An 18,126-nucleotide genomic window follows, 5' to 3' on the forward strand; every position below is an offset into this window, starting at 1 on the left:
TCACTCCGCAAAGGCCGGCATGACATCGGCGATAAAGCGCTCGAGCGAGACCTTCTTGCGCTCGAAGCTCATGCCCGTGTCGATCCAAAAGGAATATTCGTCATAGCCCATCGCCTCATAGGCTTTCAGGCGCGCGATGACCTCCTGGGAATTGCCGACAACGTTGTTTTTGCGCATGACGTCGCCCGACAGCATGGCATTGGCGACGATCTCTTCTGCAGAAATCCGTTCGATCAGCCCCTGGTGGATCGGCTTCTCGTTCTTGAACCAGGCGAAGAAATAGTTGTAGTAGACGCTCATCTCATACGCCGCCTGGGCGATGTCCGCCTCGTCCGATCCGACATAGGTGTGGCGCAGCAGCATGATCTTCGGGCGCTCGATCTCCGCGTGTTTGATGCAGGCGTCATTGAACCGCGCCATCAACGTTTCGACCTCGTCATCGCCCTGCCACAGCGGCGTGACCTGCACGTTGCAGCCGTTTGCAACGGCGAATTCATGGCTGTTGGGATCACGCGCCGCCACCCAGATCGGCGGATATTTCTGGATCGGCTTGGGCGCTGCCGTCGTTAAGGAAACTGGTAGAACTCGCCGTTGTGGGCATAATCGCCCTCCCAGAGCTTCTGGACAGCCGGGATCAACTCGCGCATGCGCTGGCCGGCACCCCAGGCATCGAGACCCGGCAGCAGGCGCTCATATTCGAAGGCATAGGCGCCGCGGGCAATCCCGATGTCGAGCCGCCCGTCGCAGATGAGGTCGGTCATTGCCGCTTCGCCGGCAAGCTTGATCGGATGCCAGAAGGGCGCAATGACCGTTCCGGTGCCCAGCCGGACGTTTTTGGTGCGCCGCGCCAGATCGGCGATGGTCACGAAGGGGTTCGGCGCGATGGTGAAGTCCATGCCATGGTGCTCGCCGGTCCAGATCGCATGCATGCCGCCCTTGTCAGCGATTTCGCAGAGTGCCACGAACTCCTCGTACAGGCTCTTGTGATCCTGTTCGGCGTCGAGGCGTTCCATGTGGACGAAGAGGGAGAATTTCATCGTTCAGGCTTTCCTTGCGACCGGGTGGACCTTGCCGGCGGTTTCATTGCCAAAATAGACGCCGAAATTGCCGATCGAACTTTCGGCGGTAAAGCGCCTCAAAATATCGGCAGTAGCCGGATTGGCCAGCCTCTCCGGTGTTAGGTCGGCGGGTTGGAGGAAGCGACCTTTTGCGGGCTCCCCTCGCCCCCCGAGGCGCGGTAGACGATATGCTGGCGACCATCGGTTCGGCTTTCATAGACCGAATAGAGAAAGCCGACGGAAACCGGAAGGCCGGTCAGTTCTTTCAGATAGGCGCCCAGTGTTGCTGGCGGATCGGCATCATCCATGGCGCAGGACGGCAGAGACAAGCGCTCATCCCCGAGCATCAGGACAGAGCCATTGCGCTCCAAGACGGCGCTCAGTTCCACCGCGCCATCCGCCGCGGCGGAAACCGCTTTGCCCGCCAGGGCCGGGGTAAAATAGCTGCCCTTGGCATAACCGAGGCCGTTCAGGCCATTGTCGGCGAAGGCCCGGACACGACCCATGAGGATCACATGATCTCCGGCCTCGATCACCTGTTCCATCGAACAATCGAACCAGGCGGCGGTATGGTCGAAGACCGGCGCACCGTGCGGTCCGGCTTTCCATTCCACAGCCGAGAATCGATCCTCGACGGGCCGCGCGAAGGTGTTGGAGACATCCTTTTGGGTCTCCGACAGGATGTTGACCGCGAAGCCATGAGCTTCCGTCATCACCGCAAAGTTCCGCGAGGTTTTCGCAAGACAGACCAGAAGCAAAGGCGGATCGAGCGACACGGAGGTAAAGGAATTGGCCGTGAAGCCGATCGGTTGGCCGGCCGGATCATGGGCGGTGACAACCGTCACGCCGGTCGGGAAGGACCCGAAGGCATTGCGCAGGGCGCGGGCATCGAAGTTTGCGTCACTCATTTGATCCTCTCCTCAAGAGCCAGCCAGTCCGACAGGATCGCGTTGACCTCACCGGGTGCCGTCAGATTGACCATATGTCTCTGCCCCTCAAGCACCACCGCGTAACCGGCTGGCGCGGCGTCTGCCATGGCCTTTGCCATGGCTGGCGTCGAGTTGGGATCATCTGCTCCCGTTAGAAACAGAGCTGGACAGCGAACTTTCGGCCAGCGATCGGCATAGGTGGCATCGCCGGTCGCAAAGGCCGTGTAGGCTGTCGCATATCCGTTGGGATCGACGGACGACAGCCAGTTCCTGGTCAGGCGGTAGGCCTCGCTTTCGCGGCTGTCTTCGCCGAACCAGCGCAGGAGTGGCCCCTCGAAATCGATGGCACCCTTGGAAATCTCTCTTGCCCGCGCAACAACCGCCGCGCTGGCATTTGCATCGCGGCGATAGACGCCATTGAGAAGAGCGACGCGTGCGACTTTCTTGCCCAAGGAGGCGGCAGCACCGCCGGCTATGAGAGCGCCCATCGAATGGCCGGCCAAGTTGACATGCTCCAAGCCCAGGTCGTCGAAAAACACCGAAAGCCAATCCACGAAGGCCTCAAGACCTGAACCTTCGGCAAGCGCGCGGCTTTCGCCGTGTCCCGGCATATCGACGGCAATCACCCGGTGCGTGCTACAAAGAGCTGCCATCTGCGGCGCCCATGCCTCCAGTCGCATCCCGACGCCGTGGATCAGGACAAGCGGTGCACCGCTGCCCGCTTCCGCCCAGGCCGTGCCGTTTCTGCTGTGGAGCCTCCGGATCGTATCCATGACAAACTCAAACCGCCGCCGGATTGTCGCTGTCGTGGCCGAGGTCTTTCAAGTCCTGGTATCGGTCTCCGATCCGGTGATGCGGCCGCCCGCCAACTGAAGCACCCAACGCAACAACAATTTCGCCAGCGGCTGGCGCATCGGGAATGGAAGTCTGGATCGTCAGATAGTGCGAGCGACGGCCCTCGTCGTTCTTGTCCATCAAGGGAATCATCAAGGGCGCATGGGCTGGGCCGCGGGTGTTGCAGAAGGCGAGATAGGACTTCGCGCCAACGGCCTGGCGATAATGATTGCCGAAGCGAAGCGTGTGGATCAGCGCCGAGGCGTGTTCAAGTTCGCCGTCCAGACCGACGACCGCAGCTTTTCCATAAGCTTCGACGAGGTCACCTGAACCGACGGCATCGAGGATCATCTTGGTGAGAAGTGCGCCGAGCACCGGCGCTGCCGCATGGATTTCGGGTTTGAGATCTTCGACATAGCCACGGCCGGCCCAGGGATTTTTGACGACTGCAATCGCGGCGAAGAGCCTGAGCGGCGTTGCAGCAGCCCTGCCGCCCTCGATCAGCGTCGTTTCGACCTGCAGTAGCGTTTTGCGGATCTCGATGGCCATGCCTGTGTCCTTGCGTCATTTCGATATTCCGTATGTTGGTATACCATCATATCAAGTGTCAAGCCTTGTCTTGAAACTTTCTAGCGTCTATGACTGGGTGATGAGCCAGAAGCTGTTTGCCGCCACCGCCGACGATCCCGTCCAGGACCCAGCCATGCTGCGGATCGACAATCCGCCCGTGACCCTGCGCGAGATGGCCCTGGAGCGGCTGCGCAACGCGATTATTGCCGGTATTTTTCGGCCGGGTCAGCGGCTGGTGGAGCGCGCGCTCTGCGACCAACTGGGCGTATCGCGCTCGGTCATCCGGGAAGTTCTTAGGCATCTGGAGGCCGAGGGATTGGTTGAGATGGCACCGAAACAGGGGCCGATCGTGGCATTGATCGCCTGGCACCAGGCCCGTCAGATCTACGACATCCGTATTGCGCTGGAAACGACGGCGGTTGCCGATTGCGCGCGCGGCGCAGATCCGGACACCAAGGAAAAACTGCGGACCGTGCTTGAGGATCTTGACCGGAACTCCCGCAAGAACGATGCACTGACGATCCTCGCCGCGACCAACGCTTTTTATGAAACCATCTTTCTGTCCGGCGGCCACGAGATTGCCTGGGATATCGTCAAGCGGCTGAACGGCCGAATTTCCCGCCTGCGCGTCATGACGCTCGCGACAGCCAACCGGACGATCTCCGGTCCGGCCAATATGCGCGCCATTTTCGATGCGATCCTGCGCAACGATCCGGATGCAGCGACAGCCGCCTGCCGGGCGCATATCACCGAGGCCGCGCGGATTGCGGAGGGTCTTCTTTCCCCAGAAACGCCAGCGACCATTGCCTGACTTCGGCAGGCTCTCAATCTTCAGGAATGTTTTGGAGCATTTCACCCAAAAAAGCGCGCGGGCAATCGGCGCTACGTCTTTCAAGCATAAGGATTGTCGCATATTGCTGCTTGTTGCTCGATGACCGAGCCAACCTACTATTTTGAGGGGACTTCCATGAAACGCGCTCTGTTTGCGATCCTGCTTGGTCTTGCAATGGCCGCACCTGCGGCGGCGCAGACCGTCAACGCCGGAAAATATAAAGTCGAAGGTACGAACCTTGACGGGTCCGCCTACTCGGGCACCGCCGAAATCACGCTGGCCAGCGAAACAACTTGCGTGATCGAATGGGAAACGGCCGGCACCAAGTCCACCGGCGTCTGCATGCTCAACGGCGATGCCTTTGCGGCTGCCTATATACTCGAGGACGCAATTGGTCTGGTTGTCTACAAGGTGAACGGAAACGGCACGCTCGACGGTGCATGGACGATTACCGGCAAGGACGGCAGCGGCACGGAAACGCTGACCGAGCAATAATCAAGACCTTTGCTCGGGGCACTGGATATCAAAAACGCACCGATGCTGGCGGGAGGGCGACCGACCGCCAGCATCGGTTTATGCGGTTCCGTTCATGGCGGCGCGTAAGACATCGTTGATGCGATCCTGCCAACCGGGACCATCTTTCTGGAAATATTCGAGCACGACGCTGTCGATCTTGATCGATACGAGCTCCTTGGTGTTGGGGATGGCGGCTGCTTCCCGCGCTGGCGCCACAGCTTTTTTGCGGGCTTGAACAAGGCTTCGGCTGCATCCATTGGGTTAAGCGGTCTGCGTGCCATAGGCGTATCCTCTTCTTCTGCAGAAATTTAGGTCAGCCAGAGCTGTTCGAAATCGCATCTACGGCATCAACTGTCCGCCATTGACTTCGATAATCTGCCCCGTGATGTAGCCGGACAGCATGTCGGAGGCAAGGAACAGGTACGCGCCGACACATTCGTCCGGCGAGCCAACGCGGCCCATGGGCACCGTCTTCCGCTGGGCGTCCAGCATTTCCGGACTGGTATAGCGATCATGGAAAGGCGTGGAAATCACGCCCGGCGCGACCGCATTGACGCGGATGCCATCCGCCACGAATTCCTTGGCATGTCCTCTGGTGATGGTCGAGACAAAGCCCTTGGAGGCCGCATAGAGGATGGCTCCGTTGCCGCCGCCATTGCGCGCGGCGATTGAGGTCGTGTTGATGATAAAGCCGCCTTGTTTGGCAAGGAAAGGCTGGGCTGCCCGGGTGGCGGCCAGCACAGAACGCGCATTGAGGTTCATCACCCGCTCATAATGGGCGTCGCTCATTTCCGCAGTCGTCATCCGGCCGAGCATGCCGCCGGCATTGTTGATCAATCCATCAAGACGACCAAAATGTGCCGCCGCTTCAGTGACCACACGCTCGGTTTCACCCTCGACCGACACGTCCCCCTGGACGAGCACCACATCGCCATCTGCGGCTGATACCTCTGCGGCGAGCTCCGTCGCTGCCGCACGGCTCTCATTGTAATGAATAGCGACCTTTGCGCCCTGCGCCGCGAAAGCCCGCACAAGGGCGGCGCCGATCCCTGTGGAAGCACCGGTGATAAGCACCGCTTTGCCTGCCAGGTCCGGAATCCGCATTCCGCTCCACACTGCATCCACCATATCCTAAACCTCCTCGTGCGTTTTTCCGCTCATGCGTTTGCTCCACCGCTGCAGCATCAGCTGAGTTGAAGGCGACGCTACTGCATATTGGCGGAAATCGGAATCGATATATGGTGCGAAGCCAGGCAACCTCAACACAGGTGATACAAGAGCGACAGTAGCCCTCTCAAAAATCTATCCGGGCAATGGCCAAGGGTGGCAGCGCCAAAAGTCCGCCTGAGAATTCGGCATCAGACAGGCTGTCCGACTGCCTGGCGGTCTCATCGACAATCGAAAGTCTGCCCTGCGACGACTGGTCCAGTGCAGACAGGTCGATCGTCTGCACATGAGCCGTGATGTTGACTGCCAGAAGCGCTGTTTCCTCATTCGCTTGAACCAGAAATGCCAGCGCTTTTTCTGGGTGAGAGGACAAACAGGCACGCCAGTTTTTAACCGAGGACTGGGCGAGCATGCGCACGACAGTGGCAAGTGGGCGTTCACCCCCGGCTGCAACCGGTTCACCCTTCCCGGCAATCAGGCCAAAACTGCCCGTCAGCGCCGAAAGCGTTAACGTCTCTAGTCCCGCATCGAGTACCTGAATTGCGTATGCCATGGCAAAGGCCGCCCCGAACAGGCCGTTGTGACGTGGATCGCGACCGGCCATGGGGATCCGGCCACCGTCAGCGTTTTCCATCGTCCGGCTGCCATAGGGATTCTGGCGCATGGGAATGGTCGAGGGCCCCAAGCGGTAGGCCATGTCCCCGTAGATGGCGCGCACCGACCGTGTGATGAAGGGCAGAGCTTCCAGGGTCTGCATGACACTCAAATCATCGGCGGCATGCACGATCGGATTGGTGCAGTGACTGATGAAACTAAGATCTTCTCCGGGCACGCGCTTGCGGTTGAGCTCGGTGAAATAGGACAACATCCCACCACCGAGCCGCACACCGGGAAACGCCATGTCTGCCGCCATGTAAATGTCTTGCAAGGGTGGGCATGCGGGCCACGGGCTGCCGGGTGGTGTTGACTGCCGATCGACGGATGGGCAGACCATGATGGCGTCAGGCACGAAGTCTGCGGCACGCATCCCGACCGCAATCTCCTGCATTTCCACGTCCAATGGGCGTTGGCAGGGAACGGCAATTTCCAGCGTGCTGGTGCCTTTGTGGATCGCGGATATTGCAGCGAAATCGATGAACGCACGGGCATCGTGCCCCGCGATTGGGTCGAAATGAAAGAGTAACTCCTGGACCTTTGGGGCGTCTGGCCGCGCGAGGACGGCAAGGCTCGCTTTGGCTTCCTCCGGCGTGATCAGCAGACCGACGGCGGGCATTTTCCCGGTAGCTTTGCTTGGGCTCAACCGGATTAGCCGTTCATGTCCGACGCCTGCTGGGTCACCGCTTGAGGCCGCGCGGCTGTCGATAATCGTGAGAGTGACCTGCTGGATGACCGGGTTGTTGGCGGGGATCTGATAGGGCCATGGCAAAGCCAGCGGCCGAACATAGGTCTTGTAGGATGCATCCGACCAGTTGCGCTGGTCCTCCATCTCGAACGTATCGCCGTCCAAGCGACATTCGACGCTGACGCCTGGCAGCGCCGTGTGACTGATGGCGCGCATGTCCTTGAAGGGCTGCCAAGGCTCGATGAGATCCGGTAGTTCCGTCTCTTCAAATGTGCCATCGACATGCTCGACGGTAACAGGCGTGCCGGCAACGCCGACGATCGGGTGCAGGATGCAGAAGCCACAGCGATTGGTCGTAAAACCGGTGGCCGAGCGAGCTTCGGCGGTGAAGGTCAGCCGGCCGTCCGCCGTACCGACGATCGAGGCGCCGATGTCAAGAAAGGTACCGCCGGGGCCCTCACAACGCGCATTGTAGGAGACGGTAAAGCCTGTCTCCGTTTCCGTGACGGCAAGGTTCGAGAGCGCGGGATCATACGTGCCCCAGTCACGGTCGCGCACCAAATAGGAAATCGCACGCAACACCTCCACGCCGTCATAGGCGATCATGCGCAGATTGCCATTGGCGAGTTGCGCAGTCAGTTTTCCGGCTCTCAAAACTCTTGGGACTGGTTCTGCTTGCGTGGTGCCATACAGTTTGAAGGCGAGATCGGCGGTGGTCATTTCAACAGGCTTCCGATGTCGACGGTGGCTTTCGAGGCGGCGCTTTCGTAGGCGGCTTCAACAAGCGCAAACGTCTTCAGATTGTCCGCTCCTGACGTCGATGTCTCCTTGCCGGCCTTCAGGCAATCGGTCCAATGCTGCTGGATGGCGAACACGCTTTCCTGGATATTGTGCCAGGGGCGAGAGGCCCAGGGCAGAAGCGACGGGGCGACATCGTTGTTGGCGGTGCCCTTGGCATGGGTGACCTGCAGCTTGTAACCCTGCGACAGCCGGATCGCGCCCTCGGTTCCATCGATCTCGATGAGCGTTTCGGGAAAAGCTTCGATAGACTGTTTCGTCGCATAGCTGACGTCGACGATGGAGGTGGAACCGTTCTCATGGTCGAGCAGGATGGTGGCGACATCCTCACCGTTGATTTTTGAATTGACGCGCCTTGTGCGAGCCGTCAACGCCAGCACATCACCGAGGATATAGCGGGCAATGTCCAGCGTGTGGATGCCGAGATCCTCAATGATGAAGCGCTTGCCTTGCGCGAGGTAAGGCTGGCCGGAAAAGACGTCGTAACCGGAGCGGAAGGAGAACCGACCCCAGAACGGTGTGCCGATCACACCCGAGTCCAGCGCCTTGCGCACAGCCTGGATCGGCGTCTGCCAGCGGAAATTTTCGTGGATCATCAGGGGAATGCCGGCGGCAACGCAGGCAGAGACCATGGCCTTGGCATCAGCAAGCGTCGGGGCGAACGGTTTCTGGCAGATGGCCGGAACCCTGTGGGCGGCCGCCATTTCCACAAGTGCGCGATGGCTGTTCACCGTCGTGGCGATATCAACGAAATCGAAGCCCCTTCGGCAAACATCTGCAAAGCGTCGGTATAGCGGCGCGCAATGCCGAACTGGTCGCCGACGATTTTCAGGCGCTCGGGGTCACGGTCGCAGATGGCGACGATGTCAGCGCCTGCGACGTCGTTCCAACCGTGCATCTGGTTAACGGCGAAGAAGCCGCAGCCGATCAGGGCACCCTTGAGGTCTGACATGTGTTTTCCTTCGAAACTCAAAAATCCCATTTCCGCATGAAAGGTGAGACAATTGCATATGTTCCATGGCCGCTAGCGATGGATATCCTCTTCTCCCCAACGGGGAGAGGTGCCGAGCGAATTCTAGGCGATGGACGGGACGGCGAAGACCCACAATGGTGGCAGTCACCCCCATCCGGCCCTTCGGGCCACCCTCTCCCGGCTGGGGAGAGAGCATCACAATCAGCCTTTCTTCGCCAGTTGCATCAATGTCACCTGCTGCTGCAGGCGACGTTGCGCCTGATCGACCACCACGGCGACGATGATGACGATGCCCTTGATGACCATCTGCCAGAAGGAGGAAACGCCCATCATGACGAGGCCATCCGACAGGATGCCGATGACGAAGGCGCCGATGATGGTGCCCCCGATCGTGCCGCGACCGCCGGACATTGAGGTGCCGCCGAGAACGGCTGCGGCGATGGCGTTGAGCTCAAACGAGTTGCCGGTGGCCGGATGCGAGGCCATCAGTTCCGACGAGATGACGATGCCGACGATTGCCGCGCAAAAGCCTGAGAACATGTAGACGAACATTTTCACGCGGTCGACGCGGATGCCGGACATGCGGGCGGCGCGCTCGTTGCCACCGACGGCAAATATCTGCCGGCCGATCGGCACATATTTGGCGACGTAAGCCGCGGCAAGGGCCACGACGATCAGGATCCAGATCGATACCGGCAGGCCTATGATCCGGCCGGAACCAAGGAAGCCGAAGCCGGTCGTGGCAAGCTCTTCCTTGCCGACCAGGTTCGGAAAGGTCTGACCATCGGACGACAAGAGCGCAAAGCCACGGGCAACATAGAGCGTGCCGAGTGTGGCGATGAACGGGGCGACATTCAGTTTGGTGATCAAAAGCCCGTTGACGGCGCCGATGAGGATGCCAACGACGAGCGTGATCAGGCAGACCTCGACCACGTTGAAAAACATCGTGTAGCCGAACTGCAGATCGATACCGTTCAAGATCAGGCCACCGGCGACCATGCCGCAGAGACCAACGATCGAGCCGACCGAAAGATCGATGCCGCCGGTAATAATGACGAAGGTCATGCCCATGGCAAGGAAGGCATTCAGCGCCACATGCTTCGACATCAAAATGATGTTGGCCGTCGAGAGAAAATTCGGCGCGAAGATCGAGAAAAAGGCGATGACGGCAAAGAGTGCGATGAAGGTCCTGGCCTTCATCAACGTCAAAAGGATCGAGCCGCTGTCCATCGCGGGGGCTTTTTCGGTCGCGGTTGCCGTGGTCATCACGCAGTTTCCCTTATCAATTTCTGTTCGGCCGACTTGTGTCCCTCGGACGCAGCCTTGACGATCAATTCTTCGGTGGCGTCCGCCCGGTCCAGGATTGTCGTGATCCGGCCATTGCTCATCACGGCGATGCGATCGGAAAGCGCCATGACCTCTTCGAGGTCGGAGGTCGAAAACAGGATGGCGAGCCCCTCGCCTGCCAGACGCCGCATGGTCCGGAAGACATCGGCCTTGGCGCCGACATCGATGCCGCGGCTCGGCTCGTCCATCAGCAAGACCTTGGGATTTGTCATCAGCGCCTTGCCGATGACGACCTTCTGCTGGTTGCCGCCGGACATCGAGGTGACCTCGAAATCCGGGTTCGGCGCCTTGATCGACAGGTTACCGATCGCATCTTTGATCGCCGAACGTTCACGGGCGCCAACGATGTGAAAACCAAATTTCACGAATTTTTCCAGGCTCGCCAGGGTCAGGTTGGAGGCGATCGACAGGACCTGAACAAGCCCCTCGCGCTGGCGGTCTTCCGGAATGAGCGCGAGCCCTTTGCGGATGCGCGTGGACGTATCCTTCGCGACGACCTCCTCGCCGCCGACGAAGATTCTGCCTGTTGAATGCGAATGCTGACCGATCACGCATTCGAAAAATTCGCTGCGCCCGGCGCCCATCAGGCCGTAGATGCCCAGAACTTCGCCTGATTTGACCGAGATCGACAAATGATCGACGGCGAGACCGCCGGTCCGGCGCGGCAGGCAGATATCTTCGGCGCGGAAGGCTTCCGCACCGAGCTTGTGATCGAGCGACTTTGCGAAATCCTTGGCGTCCGAGCCGATCATGGAGCGGACGATCCATTTGGTGTCGATATCGAGTACCATCGCCTGGCCGGTGATCTGGCCGTCACGCAGCACGGTGATGTAGTCGCCGATGCGCATCAGCTCTTCCAACCGATGCGAGATGTAGACGATCGCCACGCCTTGCGCCTTCAGCTCGTTGATCACCTTGAACAGGATATCGACTTCGGCAGCGGAGAGCGCGGAGGTCGGCTCGTCGAGAATGAGGATGCGCGTATCAAGCGAGATCGCCTTGGCGATTTCAACGAGCTGCTGCTGGCCGATCGGCAGGTCCTCGACCATGGTTTCGGCGCTGATACCGGCGTCCAGCTTGTCGAGAAAGATGTTGGCCTTTGCGATCTGCGCCTTGTGGTCGATGCCACGCAGGCCACGGGTGATCTCGCGCGTCGCAAAGATATTTTCGGCGACGGACAGATTGCCGAACAGGTTGAGTTCCTGGAAGACCATGCCGATGCCGTGCTTCTGGGCGTCGGCCGGCGAATTGAACTCGACCTCCTTGCCATCGAGCAGGATGCGGCCAAGCGAGGGCTTCTCGACGCCGGCAATCATCCGCATCAGAGTCGATTTTCCAGCACCATTTTCCCCGACCAGCACGTTGACCGCGCCGCGTTTCAGCTCGAGGCTCGCATGTTTGACGGCGACGATGCCGGAATAGACCTTCGTAACGTCGTCCAGTTTCAAGATCGTGTCTTGGGTGTCGGTCAGCGCCATTTCAGCCGCCGATCGTGATGGTGGCGGGCGTGAACAAAGCCGGCTGCCCCGAGGACGGCAACGGATAGGCGCCGAGCGCTTCGACCTTTTTGCCTTCCAGGCTCTCGCGCGGCAGCTTGTCGAGCGTCAGCCCGATGACATGGGTGTTGAGGGCCTTGCCGAATTCGGCCCATTGGATCTGATTCTTGAACTCATTGAAATTAACGAAATCGAGGCTGTCACGGATCGCGGTGCCCTTGATGACCGGGCCGATCTGAATGCGCACATCGCCCTTGCCGTCACCATCGACATCGGTTTCGAGATAGGCGGCGCGGGATTTGGTTTCGGCCTTGACGATCGTACCGGAGACCTTGGCTGCAAAGGTCCAGGGCGCGGTACCGTCCTTTTCCTTATGGCCATATTTTGCAGCGGCAGCATCGAGATCGGATGTCGCCAGACTTGAAACGTCCTGGAACGGGCCGGCACGTGCGATAAGAAACGGAATGACCTTGTCGTCCCACAGGCCCGCCACCTGACGCGCAGGATTGAAGCCGCCGCTTGCTTGCTCGGCAGCTTCTTCCGCCGTCGGCGTCTTGACGATCTTGCAGCCCGGCAAGGTCAATGCGATGGCGACCATGAAAAAGGCCGCAGCCCGGAACGTCGGCATGAAATTCAACTCCGTCACATGGAAAAAGACGCAGGGCGGAAAATTTCCGCCCTGCGCGCATCCTTTGGGAGGATCAGTTCGTGAGCGCGAAGGTTTCGAGCTTGGGGGCATTGTCGGCGTTGATCAATACGCAATCCATCAGCTGCTTTTCTTCAGCCGGACCCTTGCCCGTCTTGATATAGACGTCAGCCTGCTCGACGGCCATCTGGGCCTGGGCGTAGGCCGGCTGCAGAACGGTCGCCTTGATGCCACCAGAGGTGATCGAATCGCGCACGTCGTTGGAGCCGTCGAAGCCGACGACGATCACGTCCTTGCGGCCGGCAGCCTGAAGCGCTGCAATCGCGCCCATGGCCATCGTGTCGTTACCGGAGATGACGCCCTTGATATCAGGATTGGCCTGCAGGATGGTTTCCATCTTGGAATAACCTTCCGTCTGGCTCCAGTTGGCCGACTGCTGGGCCACCATCTTCATCTCCGGATATTCGTCGATGATGTCGTGATAACCCTTGGAACGAATGCCGGCATTGAGATCGGCTTCGCGGCCGAGAAGCTCGACATAGTTGCCGGCCTCGCCCATCAGCTTGACGAACTCTTCGGCGCCGAGCTGTGCGCCCTGGTAGTTGTTGGACACGATCTGCGAGACGGCGACGCCGGTGGCGTTGATTTCGCGGTCAATCAGGAAGGAAGGAACGCCTGCGTCCTTGGCCTTCTGGACGGCTGCGATCGAGGCTTCTGAGCCGGCATTGTCGAGAATGATTGCCTTGGCGCCGCGGCCGATGGCCGTGTCGATCAGCTGGCTCTGCTTGTTGGCGTCGTCGTCATGGACGAGAACCAGCGTCTCATAGCCGAGCTCCTTCGCCTTGGCTTCCGCGCCGACCGCTTCCGCTTTGAAGAACGGGTTGTCATGGCTCGGCGTGATGATGGCGATCAGGTCTGCAGCATAGGCCGGCATGGCGACGCTGAGCGAAAGAGCGCCGGCGAAGGCAGCAAGGGTCAGTCTGCGTGTCAGTTTCATAATATTCCTCCCGGTTGAGTTGAGCGGCCCCGTTCCCGGCGGAGCCGATGATTGTCGAGCTTGAGGCTCGAGTTCGATCAGGTGATCCGCCGAATGCTTTCGGCGATCTCCTCGGGTTCGAAGACTTTCTTCCAGTCGTCCTTCATGAGGACGGGGATGCCGAATTCGATCGCCTTGTTGCAAGCGTCGGAAAAGACGCCGGGCGTCTCTTCGAAGATCACCGCGCCAAGCACGTTCATATGGCCGAGCAGGAAGTCGCGCGCTGCCTGCTTCGGCACGCCGCGCGCGACGCATTCGTCCATCGCCTGGCGCATCACAACCAGAAGCGAGGCGCAGACGGTTTCAGACAGGCCCGGCTCCAGAAGTGCGATCTGCTCGACAGTAACGCGGTGCGAGCGCATGACAGGTGCCCAGATGACCTTGGCCACTTCTTCGCCGAGAGCGAAGTGCTCCTCCGGACCCTGCATCAGCGCGGAAACAATATGCTGCTTGGCCGCCACGCCACCAAAGAAGTCGCGCTTGGCGGCAGGATCGGTCTCGTCATTGAAGATCGGCGGATGGCACGGATGGGTGACGAAATAGGTGAGATCGTCACGCTGGGGCAGATGCCCGGCGGCCGGCGCAGCGGCGTCTAGGACGATGACGATGGTACCGGCTGCGAGCTTGTCAACGATACCTGCGGCGACCTTGCCGATGGCGGTATCCGGCACGGCAAGGACGACGACTTCAGCGCCCGAAAGGGCGACGTCGGCATCAACGCAGGAGAGGCCGAGGTCATCCTCGAGGCGTGCTTTGCCAGCGTCGCTGAGCTCGACATGGCGCACGTCGAAGCGCGAGCCCTTGAGGTTCTTGGCCAACCGGTAGCCCATTTTGCCGCCGGCGCCGAACAGTGCGATCGAAGTCATGTTTCCTCACCCGATGTCTCTTTCTCAAAGCACTACAGGCAACTGGTATGATGAGTCAATCAGTATGTCACGATATCGAATAGAATTTCGGAAAAGGCGCAGACACGTGCTGTGCGAAGGCAAGGCGGCACGTGAAATATGATGATCAGTCGCGCAATCCATCCCTGATCTGCGCGAAATAACCGTCAGACCCGACCTGCCCGCCCTTGAGGGCGATTTGCAGGCCGTTGGTGGCGGCATAATTGCCGTGGGCGGTGCAGAGCGGCGAGCCAGGGGTCTGCGGTAGCGGCAGAAGCGTCGTCAGTGCCTGCACGTGCAGTTCCCTCAGCGCATGGCTCGACGTATCCCCACCCGCGATCACGGCGCGGCCGAGTTTTTCCGTCTCCACGAGACGGCGCAGGATTTCGCCGAGCATGCGGCCGAGCCGGTGACGGCTGCCGGCAACGCGGTCGATCTCTCCGCCCTTGTCGGCCGATGGGCCGAGCGCCGTATGCAGGACAACGCTGCGGCCGGCCTTCAGGCTTTCGATACCTGTCGCGACGGCCTTTTCCAGTGCCAGCCCGCCGCCCTCCCCGACCAGTTCCACCGGATCAAGCCCGATACCATTAAAACCATCGCCGAGCGCCGTGCGGATCTGCCGCTCGGTGGTCGGCGAAACGCTACCGGAAACGACGGCCAGGCGATCGACCTTGCCGGGAAGCGGAAAGGCATCGACGGCTTCGGTGAGATGAGCCGCGTGCCAGGCGGACAGGAGCGCATATTCAACACCGGAGGAGCCGACGATAAACCAGCCTCCATCTTTCCGGATGCGCCAGAGCTGGCGCCCGGCCTGTTGCTGGGATTGAGGTCCATCGACGTCGAAGAGCAAAATGCCGTCATGATCGCGGCAGAGCGCATACACACGTTCGTCGGCATCCCGCCCAGCCAGCATCGAAAGGTCGGCGAGTTTTGTCTTCAGTTCCGTCTGCTTTGCCATATGCAAACGCAGATCGGCTTCAGTCATCGGGGTCACCGGATGGCGGCTCATGACCGGATGGCGATCGATGCGGTATACCTCGCCCTGATAGGCGGCAAAGAGATGACCGAAAGCGGTGTAGCGCTTCAACTGGGGCGCGCCGACCAGAAGCGGCACCAGGGCCTGCTCGAAGACCGATTTACCGATCTCGACAGCCGTTCCGATATTGCCGACCGTCGGGCTGGAATCGAAGGTCGAACAGACCTTGTAGTGACAGATGTCGGCGTTCAGCGATTTCAGCCATTCAAAGGCCGGCGTCAGGTTTTCGTGCATCCAGTCCGGCGTCTCGCTGCGGCTGGTGCCGGCAAGGCCGACGGCGCGACAATGGGAAAAGCGCTCAAGCATGGCCGCATCCGGCTGGTCCATGAACAGCACAGTCGGAACGCCATTGGAGGCGAGTGCCTCCATCACATCCGTGGAACCGGTCAGATCGTCGCCGTAATAGCTCAGCAAAGGGTGCAGACTCGTCGATATCGTCATTTGCCCTACTCGCCCTTGCCGCTGCCAAATTTTTCAATCGACGCAGCCAGTTCCGGATGGTCCTTCGCATAGACATCAAGCGGGATGTCGGCGACGGCAGCTTCCCAGGCTTGCGTAACGGCACGCACGCCTGCCGCCGGGCCGTCCGGATGGCTGACGATGCCGCCGCCGCAGAGATAGAGCAGGTCGGTGGTCCGTCCGGTGCGGCGGTAGGTCTCCGGCGCCTGCCCGCCCCATTGGCCGGAGCCGGCGACCGGAAGCGCGCAGTCCGACGCGTCAAAAAGCGGCGTCGTGACGGCTTCGAAGGAGTCCACGAAGCTTTCGTCCGGCTCCCAGTATTTGACGCCGATGCCGTTGATCTGGAACTGATCGACGCCAAGGAGCCGCCAGAACTGCTGCCAGACCTTGAAATCGAAGCCGATACCTGGATGACGCGTCAGCACATCCCAACCGTTGCGATGGGCGTGCAGAACAAGGCCGGACCGCTTGCGCAGGAACGCCAAGGCGCCCATGCCGATCGAGTTGATGTTGATGACGGCGCAGTTTCCGCCGGCTTCCACAACCATGTCGTGGTTGCGCATCATCTCGTCCGGATCGATCGCGGAGATGCCGAAGGCGTACATCACCTTCTTGCCGGTCTTCTGTTCATGATCGAGGATGCGCGGCATGATCGCGGCAATGCGCTCTTTCAACGGCGAATAGGCCGGGCTCATCAGCTTCTCGTCATCCTTGATGAAATCGACACCGGAGCCGATCAGTTCACCGACCAGCTCGGCGGTTTCCTGGGGCCGAAGTCCGAGTGCCGGCTTGACGATGGTGCCGATGATTGGCCGACCCGCAACACCGGTCAGTCGGCGGCTGCCTGCAACACCGAATTGCGGGCCGGGATAGGCACTTTTAAACGCCTGTGGCAATTGCAGGTTAACGACGCGGATGCCTGTCATGCCACGGATCGAGAAGACTCCACCGACCGCAATCGTCATCAGGGCCGAAAGATCGGTTCCGACAGCATCGAACGGAAAAGCGATATCGACGTCGGCTCGCTTGATCGGCCCATCCCCTGCCCGCAGTTCCGGCCAGGAGGGCTGCGCTGCGTCAGCAAGCGGCCTTATGGCGATGACCCGGGCAGCAACCCGCGCCTTGAGTTCTTCGGTTTCGCCGGGCACCGCAACGAAGGTGCCCGTAGACTGGTCACTTGCGATCTTGGCGGCCATGGCCTCGACGCTGCCTGTGGTTTCGATGCGATAGGTGATGGTGATCGTCGTCATGGAGGCCAGTCCCGGTGTTCGCAGAAATCAGATTATGAATGTGGAATGGGTCGGCCAACTGGTATAATGAGTACATCAATACATGCAACAGAAACCTTTCCGTTGCTAGATGAATGTGGACTGCCGGATCGCTATGCGTTTCCGGCTTTCGCTTTCCTCAAGCAACAGTGCATAATCCCACGAAGAAGCGTCAGGCAGCGAGAAACCATGGGCCCGCAAACAGAACAGATCGTCCGCCGCAAACTTTCCGACGAGGTTTTTTCGCGGCTGCGCAGCATGATCACCTCCGGCGAACTGGAACCCGGCGACGAAATGCCGTCCGAGCGCGAACTGATGGAACGCTTCGGCGTCGGCCGACCCGCGATTCGCGAGGCTATGCAATCGCTGGCCAATATGGGGCTGGTGGTCATTTCCCATGGCGAACGCGCCAAGGTGCTGGAGCTCACGGCGCAGTCGATCTTCCGCCAGGTCGACATGACCGCGAAGATCATGCTGTCGAAATCCTCCGATTCGCTGGAGCATCTGAAAAGCGCCCGCATCTTCTTCGAGCGCGGAATGGCGCGCGAGGCGGCGGCGAAGGCTAGCAAGCAGGACATTTCAGCCCTGCGGGAGATTCTGGAGCGCCAGCGCGCCGCGCTCGGCCAGGCCGAAGCCTTCATCTCTGCCGACATGGAGTTTCATACAAGAATAGCCGCCATTTCCGGCAACCCGATCTTCATCGCTATCAGCGAGGCAATGCTTGCCTGGCTCAAGGAATATCACACGGAAATGCTGATTTGGACCGGCAAGGAAAAGCTGACGCTTGCCGAACATGCGGAAATTATCACCTGCCTTGAAAGCAACGATCCGGATGCGGCGGAACACGCGGTGCTTCGACATCTGGAGCGATCCCGTGCTCTTTATGCCAGCAAGAACGCCCGGGGCGACATGGCTCATCTGGCTGGGTAAATGTC

The 18,126-nt window shown here is 60.1% G+C and carries 14 protein-coding genes and 4 pseudogenes; 3 read left to right on the forward strand and 15 right to left on the reverse strand.

What is annotated here, in order from left to right:
• The 4 genes and pseudogenes from P6U16_RS22800 to P6U16_RS22815 form a co-directional block, all read right to left on the reverse strand.
• Window positions 1-1,037 (reverse strand): annotated as a pseudogene (locus P6U16_RS22800) (LLM class flavin-dependent oxidoreductase).
• Window positions 1,038-1,040: 3 nt separating this feature from the next.
• Window positions 1,041-1,966: pseudogene (locus P6U16_RS22805) on the reverse strand (flavin reductase family protein).
• On the reverse strand, window positions 1,963-2,760 hold the full coding sequence (locus P6U16_RS22810) for an alpha/beta hydrolase (RefSeq protein WP_277704592.1): 798 nt from the start codon (window positions 2,758-2,760) through the stop codon (window positions 1,963-1,965). Before P6U16_RS22810 ends, P6U16_RS22805 begins: the two are co-directional and overlap by 4 nt.
• A gap of 7 nt (window positions 2,761-2,767) precedes the next feature.
• On the reverse strand, window positions 2,768-3,370 hold the full coding sequence (locus tag P6U16_RS22815; RefSeq protein ID WP_277704593.1) for an amino acid synthesis family protein: 603 nt from the start codon (window positions 3,368-3,370) through the stop codon (window positions 2,768-2,770).
• 154 nt (window positions 3,371-3,524) lie between these two features.
• On the opposite strand from P6U16_RS22815, the gene P6U16_RS22820 reads away from it, so the two are divergent.
• The gene (locus P6U16_RS22820) at window positions 3,525-4,202 is read left to right on the forward strand and encodes a GntR family transcriptional regulator (protein ID WP_277704868.1); all 678 of its coding nucleotides are present in this window, start codon (window positions 3,525-3,527) and stop codon (window positions 4,200-4,202) included.
• 156 nt (window positions 4,203-4,358) lie between these two features.
• Window positions 4,359-4,718 (forward strand): hypothetical protein, encoded by a 360-nt coding sequence (locus tag P6U16_RS22825; RefSeq protein WP_277704594.1) that lies wholly within the window; start codon window positions 4,359-4,361, stop codon window positions 4,716-4,718.
• A gap of 78 nt (window positions 4,719-4,796) precedes the next feature.
• Here the strand turns inward: P6U16_RS22825 and P6U16_RS22830 are convergent.
• From P6U16_RS22830 to oiaX, 11 genes and pseudogenes are all read right to left on the reverse strand, one after another.
• A pseudogene (locus tag P6U16_RS22830) lies at window positions 4,797-5,020 on the reverse strand (BrnA antitoxin family protein).
• Window positions 5,021-5,078: 58 nt separating this feature from the next.
• Window positions 5,079-5,867, reverse strand: a complete 789-nt coding sequence (locus P6U16_RS22835) for an SDR family oxidoreductase (RefSeq protein WP_277704595.1) — start codon at window positions 5,865-5,867, stop codon at window positions 5,079-5,081.
• Between the two features lie 166 nt (window positions 5,868-6,033).
• The gene (locus tag P6U16_RS22840) at window positions 6,034-7,968 is read right to left on the reverse strand and encodes a hypothetical protein (RefSeq protein WP_277704596.1); all 1,935 of its coding nucleotides are present in this window, start codon (window positions 7,966-7,968) and stop codon (window positions 6,034-6,036) included.
• Window positions 7,965-8,998: pseudogene (locus P6U16_RS22845) on the reverse strand (Gfo/Idh/MocA family oxidoreductase). The gene P6U16_RS22840 and the pseudogene P6U16_RS22845 overlap by 4 nt, the downstream one beginning before the upstream one ends.
• Window positions 8,999-9,220: 222 nt before the next feature.
• A complete protein-coding gene (locus tag P6U16_RS22850; RefSeq protein WP_277704597.1) occupies window positions 9,221-10,285 on the reverse strand; it encodes an ABC transporter permease in 1,065 nt (354 codons plus the stop codon).
• A complete protein-coding gene (locus tag P6U16_RS22855) occupies window positions 10,285-11,844 on the reverse strand; it encodes a sugar ABC transporter ATP-binding protein (protein WP_277704598.1) in 1,560 nt (519 codons plus the stop codon). The genes P6U16_RS22850 and P6U16_RS22855 overlap by 1 nt, the downstream gene beginning before the upstream one ends.
• Window position 11,845: 1 nt before the next feature.
• Window positions 11,846-12,490: a DUF2291 family protein gene (locus tag P6U16_RS22860; RefSeq protein WP_277704599.1), complete on the reverse strand. Its 645-nt coding sequence runs from the start codon at window positions 12,488-12,490 to the stop codon at window positions 11,846-11,848.
• A 73-nt stretch (window positions 12,491-12,563) separates the two neighbouring features.
• A complete protein-coding gene (locus P6U16_RS22865) occupies window positions 12,564-13,505 on the reverse strand; it encodes a D-ribose ABC transporter substrate-binding protein (protein WP_277704600.1) in 942 nt (313 codons plus the stop codon).
• A 77-nt stretch (window positions 13,506-13,582) separates the two neighbouring features.
• On the reverse strand, window positions 13,583-14,410 hold the full coding sequence (locus P6U16_RS22870; protein ID WP_277704601.1) for a phosphogluconate dehydrogenase C-terminal domain-containing protein: 828 nt from the start codon (window positions 14,408-14,410) through the stop codon (window positions 13,583-13,585).
• Between the two features lie 145 nt (window positions 14,411-14,555).
• The gene (locus tag P6U16_RS22875) at window positions 14,556-15,905 is read right to left on the reverse strand and encodes a four-carbon acid sugar kinase family protein (RefSeq protein WP_277704602.1); all 1,350 of its coding nucleotides are present in this window, start codon (window positions 15,903-15,905) and stop codon (window positions 14,556-14,558) included.
• A 5-nt stretch (window positions 15,906-15,910) separates the two neighbouring features.
• Complete coding sequence (gene oiaX, locus P6U16_RS22880; RefSeq protein WP_277704603.1) at window positions 15,911-17,173, reverse strand: 3-oxo-isoapionate-4-phosphate decarboxylase OiaX; 1,263 nt, start codon at window positions 17,171-17,173, stop codon at window positions 15,911-15,913.
• A gap of 207 nt (window positions 17,174-17,380) precedes the next feature.
• Here oiaX and P6U16_RS22885 point away from each other — a divergent pair, with 207 nt between their 5' ends.
• Window positions 17,381-18,121 carry a transcriptional regulator NanR gene (locus tag P6U16_RS22885; RefSeq protein WP_277704604.1) on the forward strand — a complete coding sequence of 247 codons (741 nt, stop codon included), beginning with the start codon at window positions 17,381-17,383 and terminating at the stop codon, window positions 18,119-18,121.
• Window positions 18,122-18,126 lie beyond the last annotated feature (5 nt).

Origin of the sequence: Rhizobium sp. 32-5/1 (genome assembly GCF_029537235.1) — a bacterium.
Classification (GTDB): Bacteria; Pseudomonadota; Alphaproteobacteria; order Rhizobiales; family Rhizobiaceae; genus Pararhizobium.

Bases quoted from the DNA above. Each gene is read 5' to 3' on its own strand.
- P6U16_RS22810 (WP_277704592.1), bottom strand. From the start codon at position 2,760: ATGGATACGATCCGGAGGCTCCACAGCAGAAACGGCACGGCCTGGGCG.
- P6U16_RS22815 (WP_277704593.1), bottom strand. From the start codon at position 3,370: ATGGCCATCGAGATCCGCAAAACGCTACTGCAGGTCGAAACGACGCTG.
- P6U16_RS22820 (WP_277704868.1), top strand. From the start codon at position 3,525: ATGCTGCGGATCGACAATCCGCCCGTGACCCTGCGCGAGATGGCCCTG.
- P6U16_RS22825 (WP_277704594.1), top strand. From the start codon at position 4,359: ATGAAACGCGCTCTGTTTGCGATCCTGCTTGGTCTTGCAATGGCCGCA.
- P6U16_RS22835 (WP_277704595.1), bottom strand. From the start codon at position 5,867: ATGGTGGATGCAGTGTGGAGCGGAATGCGGATTCCGGACCTGGCAGGC.
- P6U16_RS22840 (WP_277704596.1), bottom strand. From the start codon at position 7,968: ATGACCACCGCCGATCTCGCCTTCAAACTGTATGGCACCACGCAAGCA.
- P6U16_RS22850 (WP_277704597.1), bottom strand. From the start codon at position 10,285: ATGACCACGGCAACCGCGACCGAAAAAGCCCCCGCGATGGACAGCGGC.
- P6U16_RS22855 (WP_277704598.1), bottom strand. From the start codon at position 11,844: ATGGCGCTGACCGACACCCAAGACACGATCTTGAAACTGGACGACGTT.
- P6U16_RS22860 (WP_277704599.1), bottom strand. From the start codon at position 12,490: ATGCCGACGTTCCGGGCTGCGGCCTTTTTCATGGTCGCCATCGCATTG.
- P6U16_RS22865 (WP_277704600.1), bottom strand. From the start codon at position 13,505: ATGAAACTGACACGCAGACTGACCCTTGCTGCCTTCGCCGGCGCTCTT.
- P6U16_RS22870 (WP_277704601.1), bottom strand. From the start codon at position 14,410: ATGACTTCGATCGCACTGTTCGGCGCCGGCGGCAAAATGGGCTACCGG.
- P6U16_RS22875 (WP_277704602.1), bottom strand. From the start codon at position 15,905: ATGACGATATCGACGAGTCTGCACCCTTTGCTGAGCTATTACGGCGAC.
- oiaX (WP_277704603.1), bottom strand. From the start codon at position 17,173: ATGACGACGATCACCATCACCTATCGCATCGAAACCACAGGCAGCGTC.
- P6U16_RS22885 (WP_277704604.1), top strand. From the start codon at position 17,381: ATGGGCCCGCAAACAGAACAGATCGTCCGCCGCAAACTTTCCGACGAG.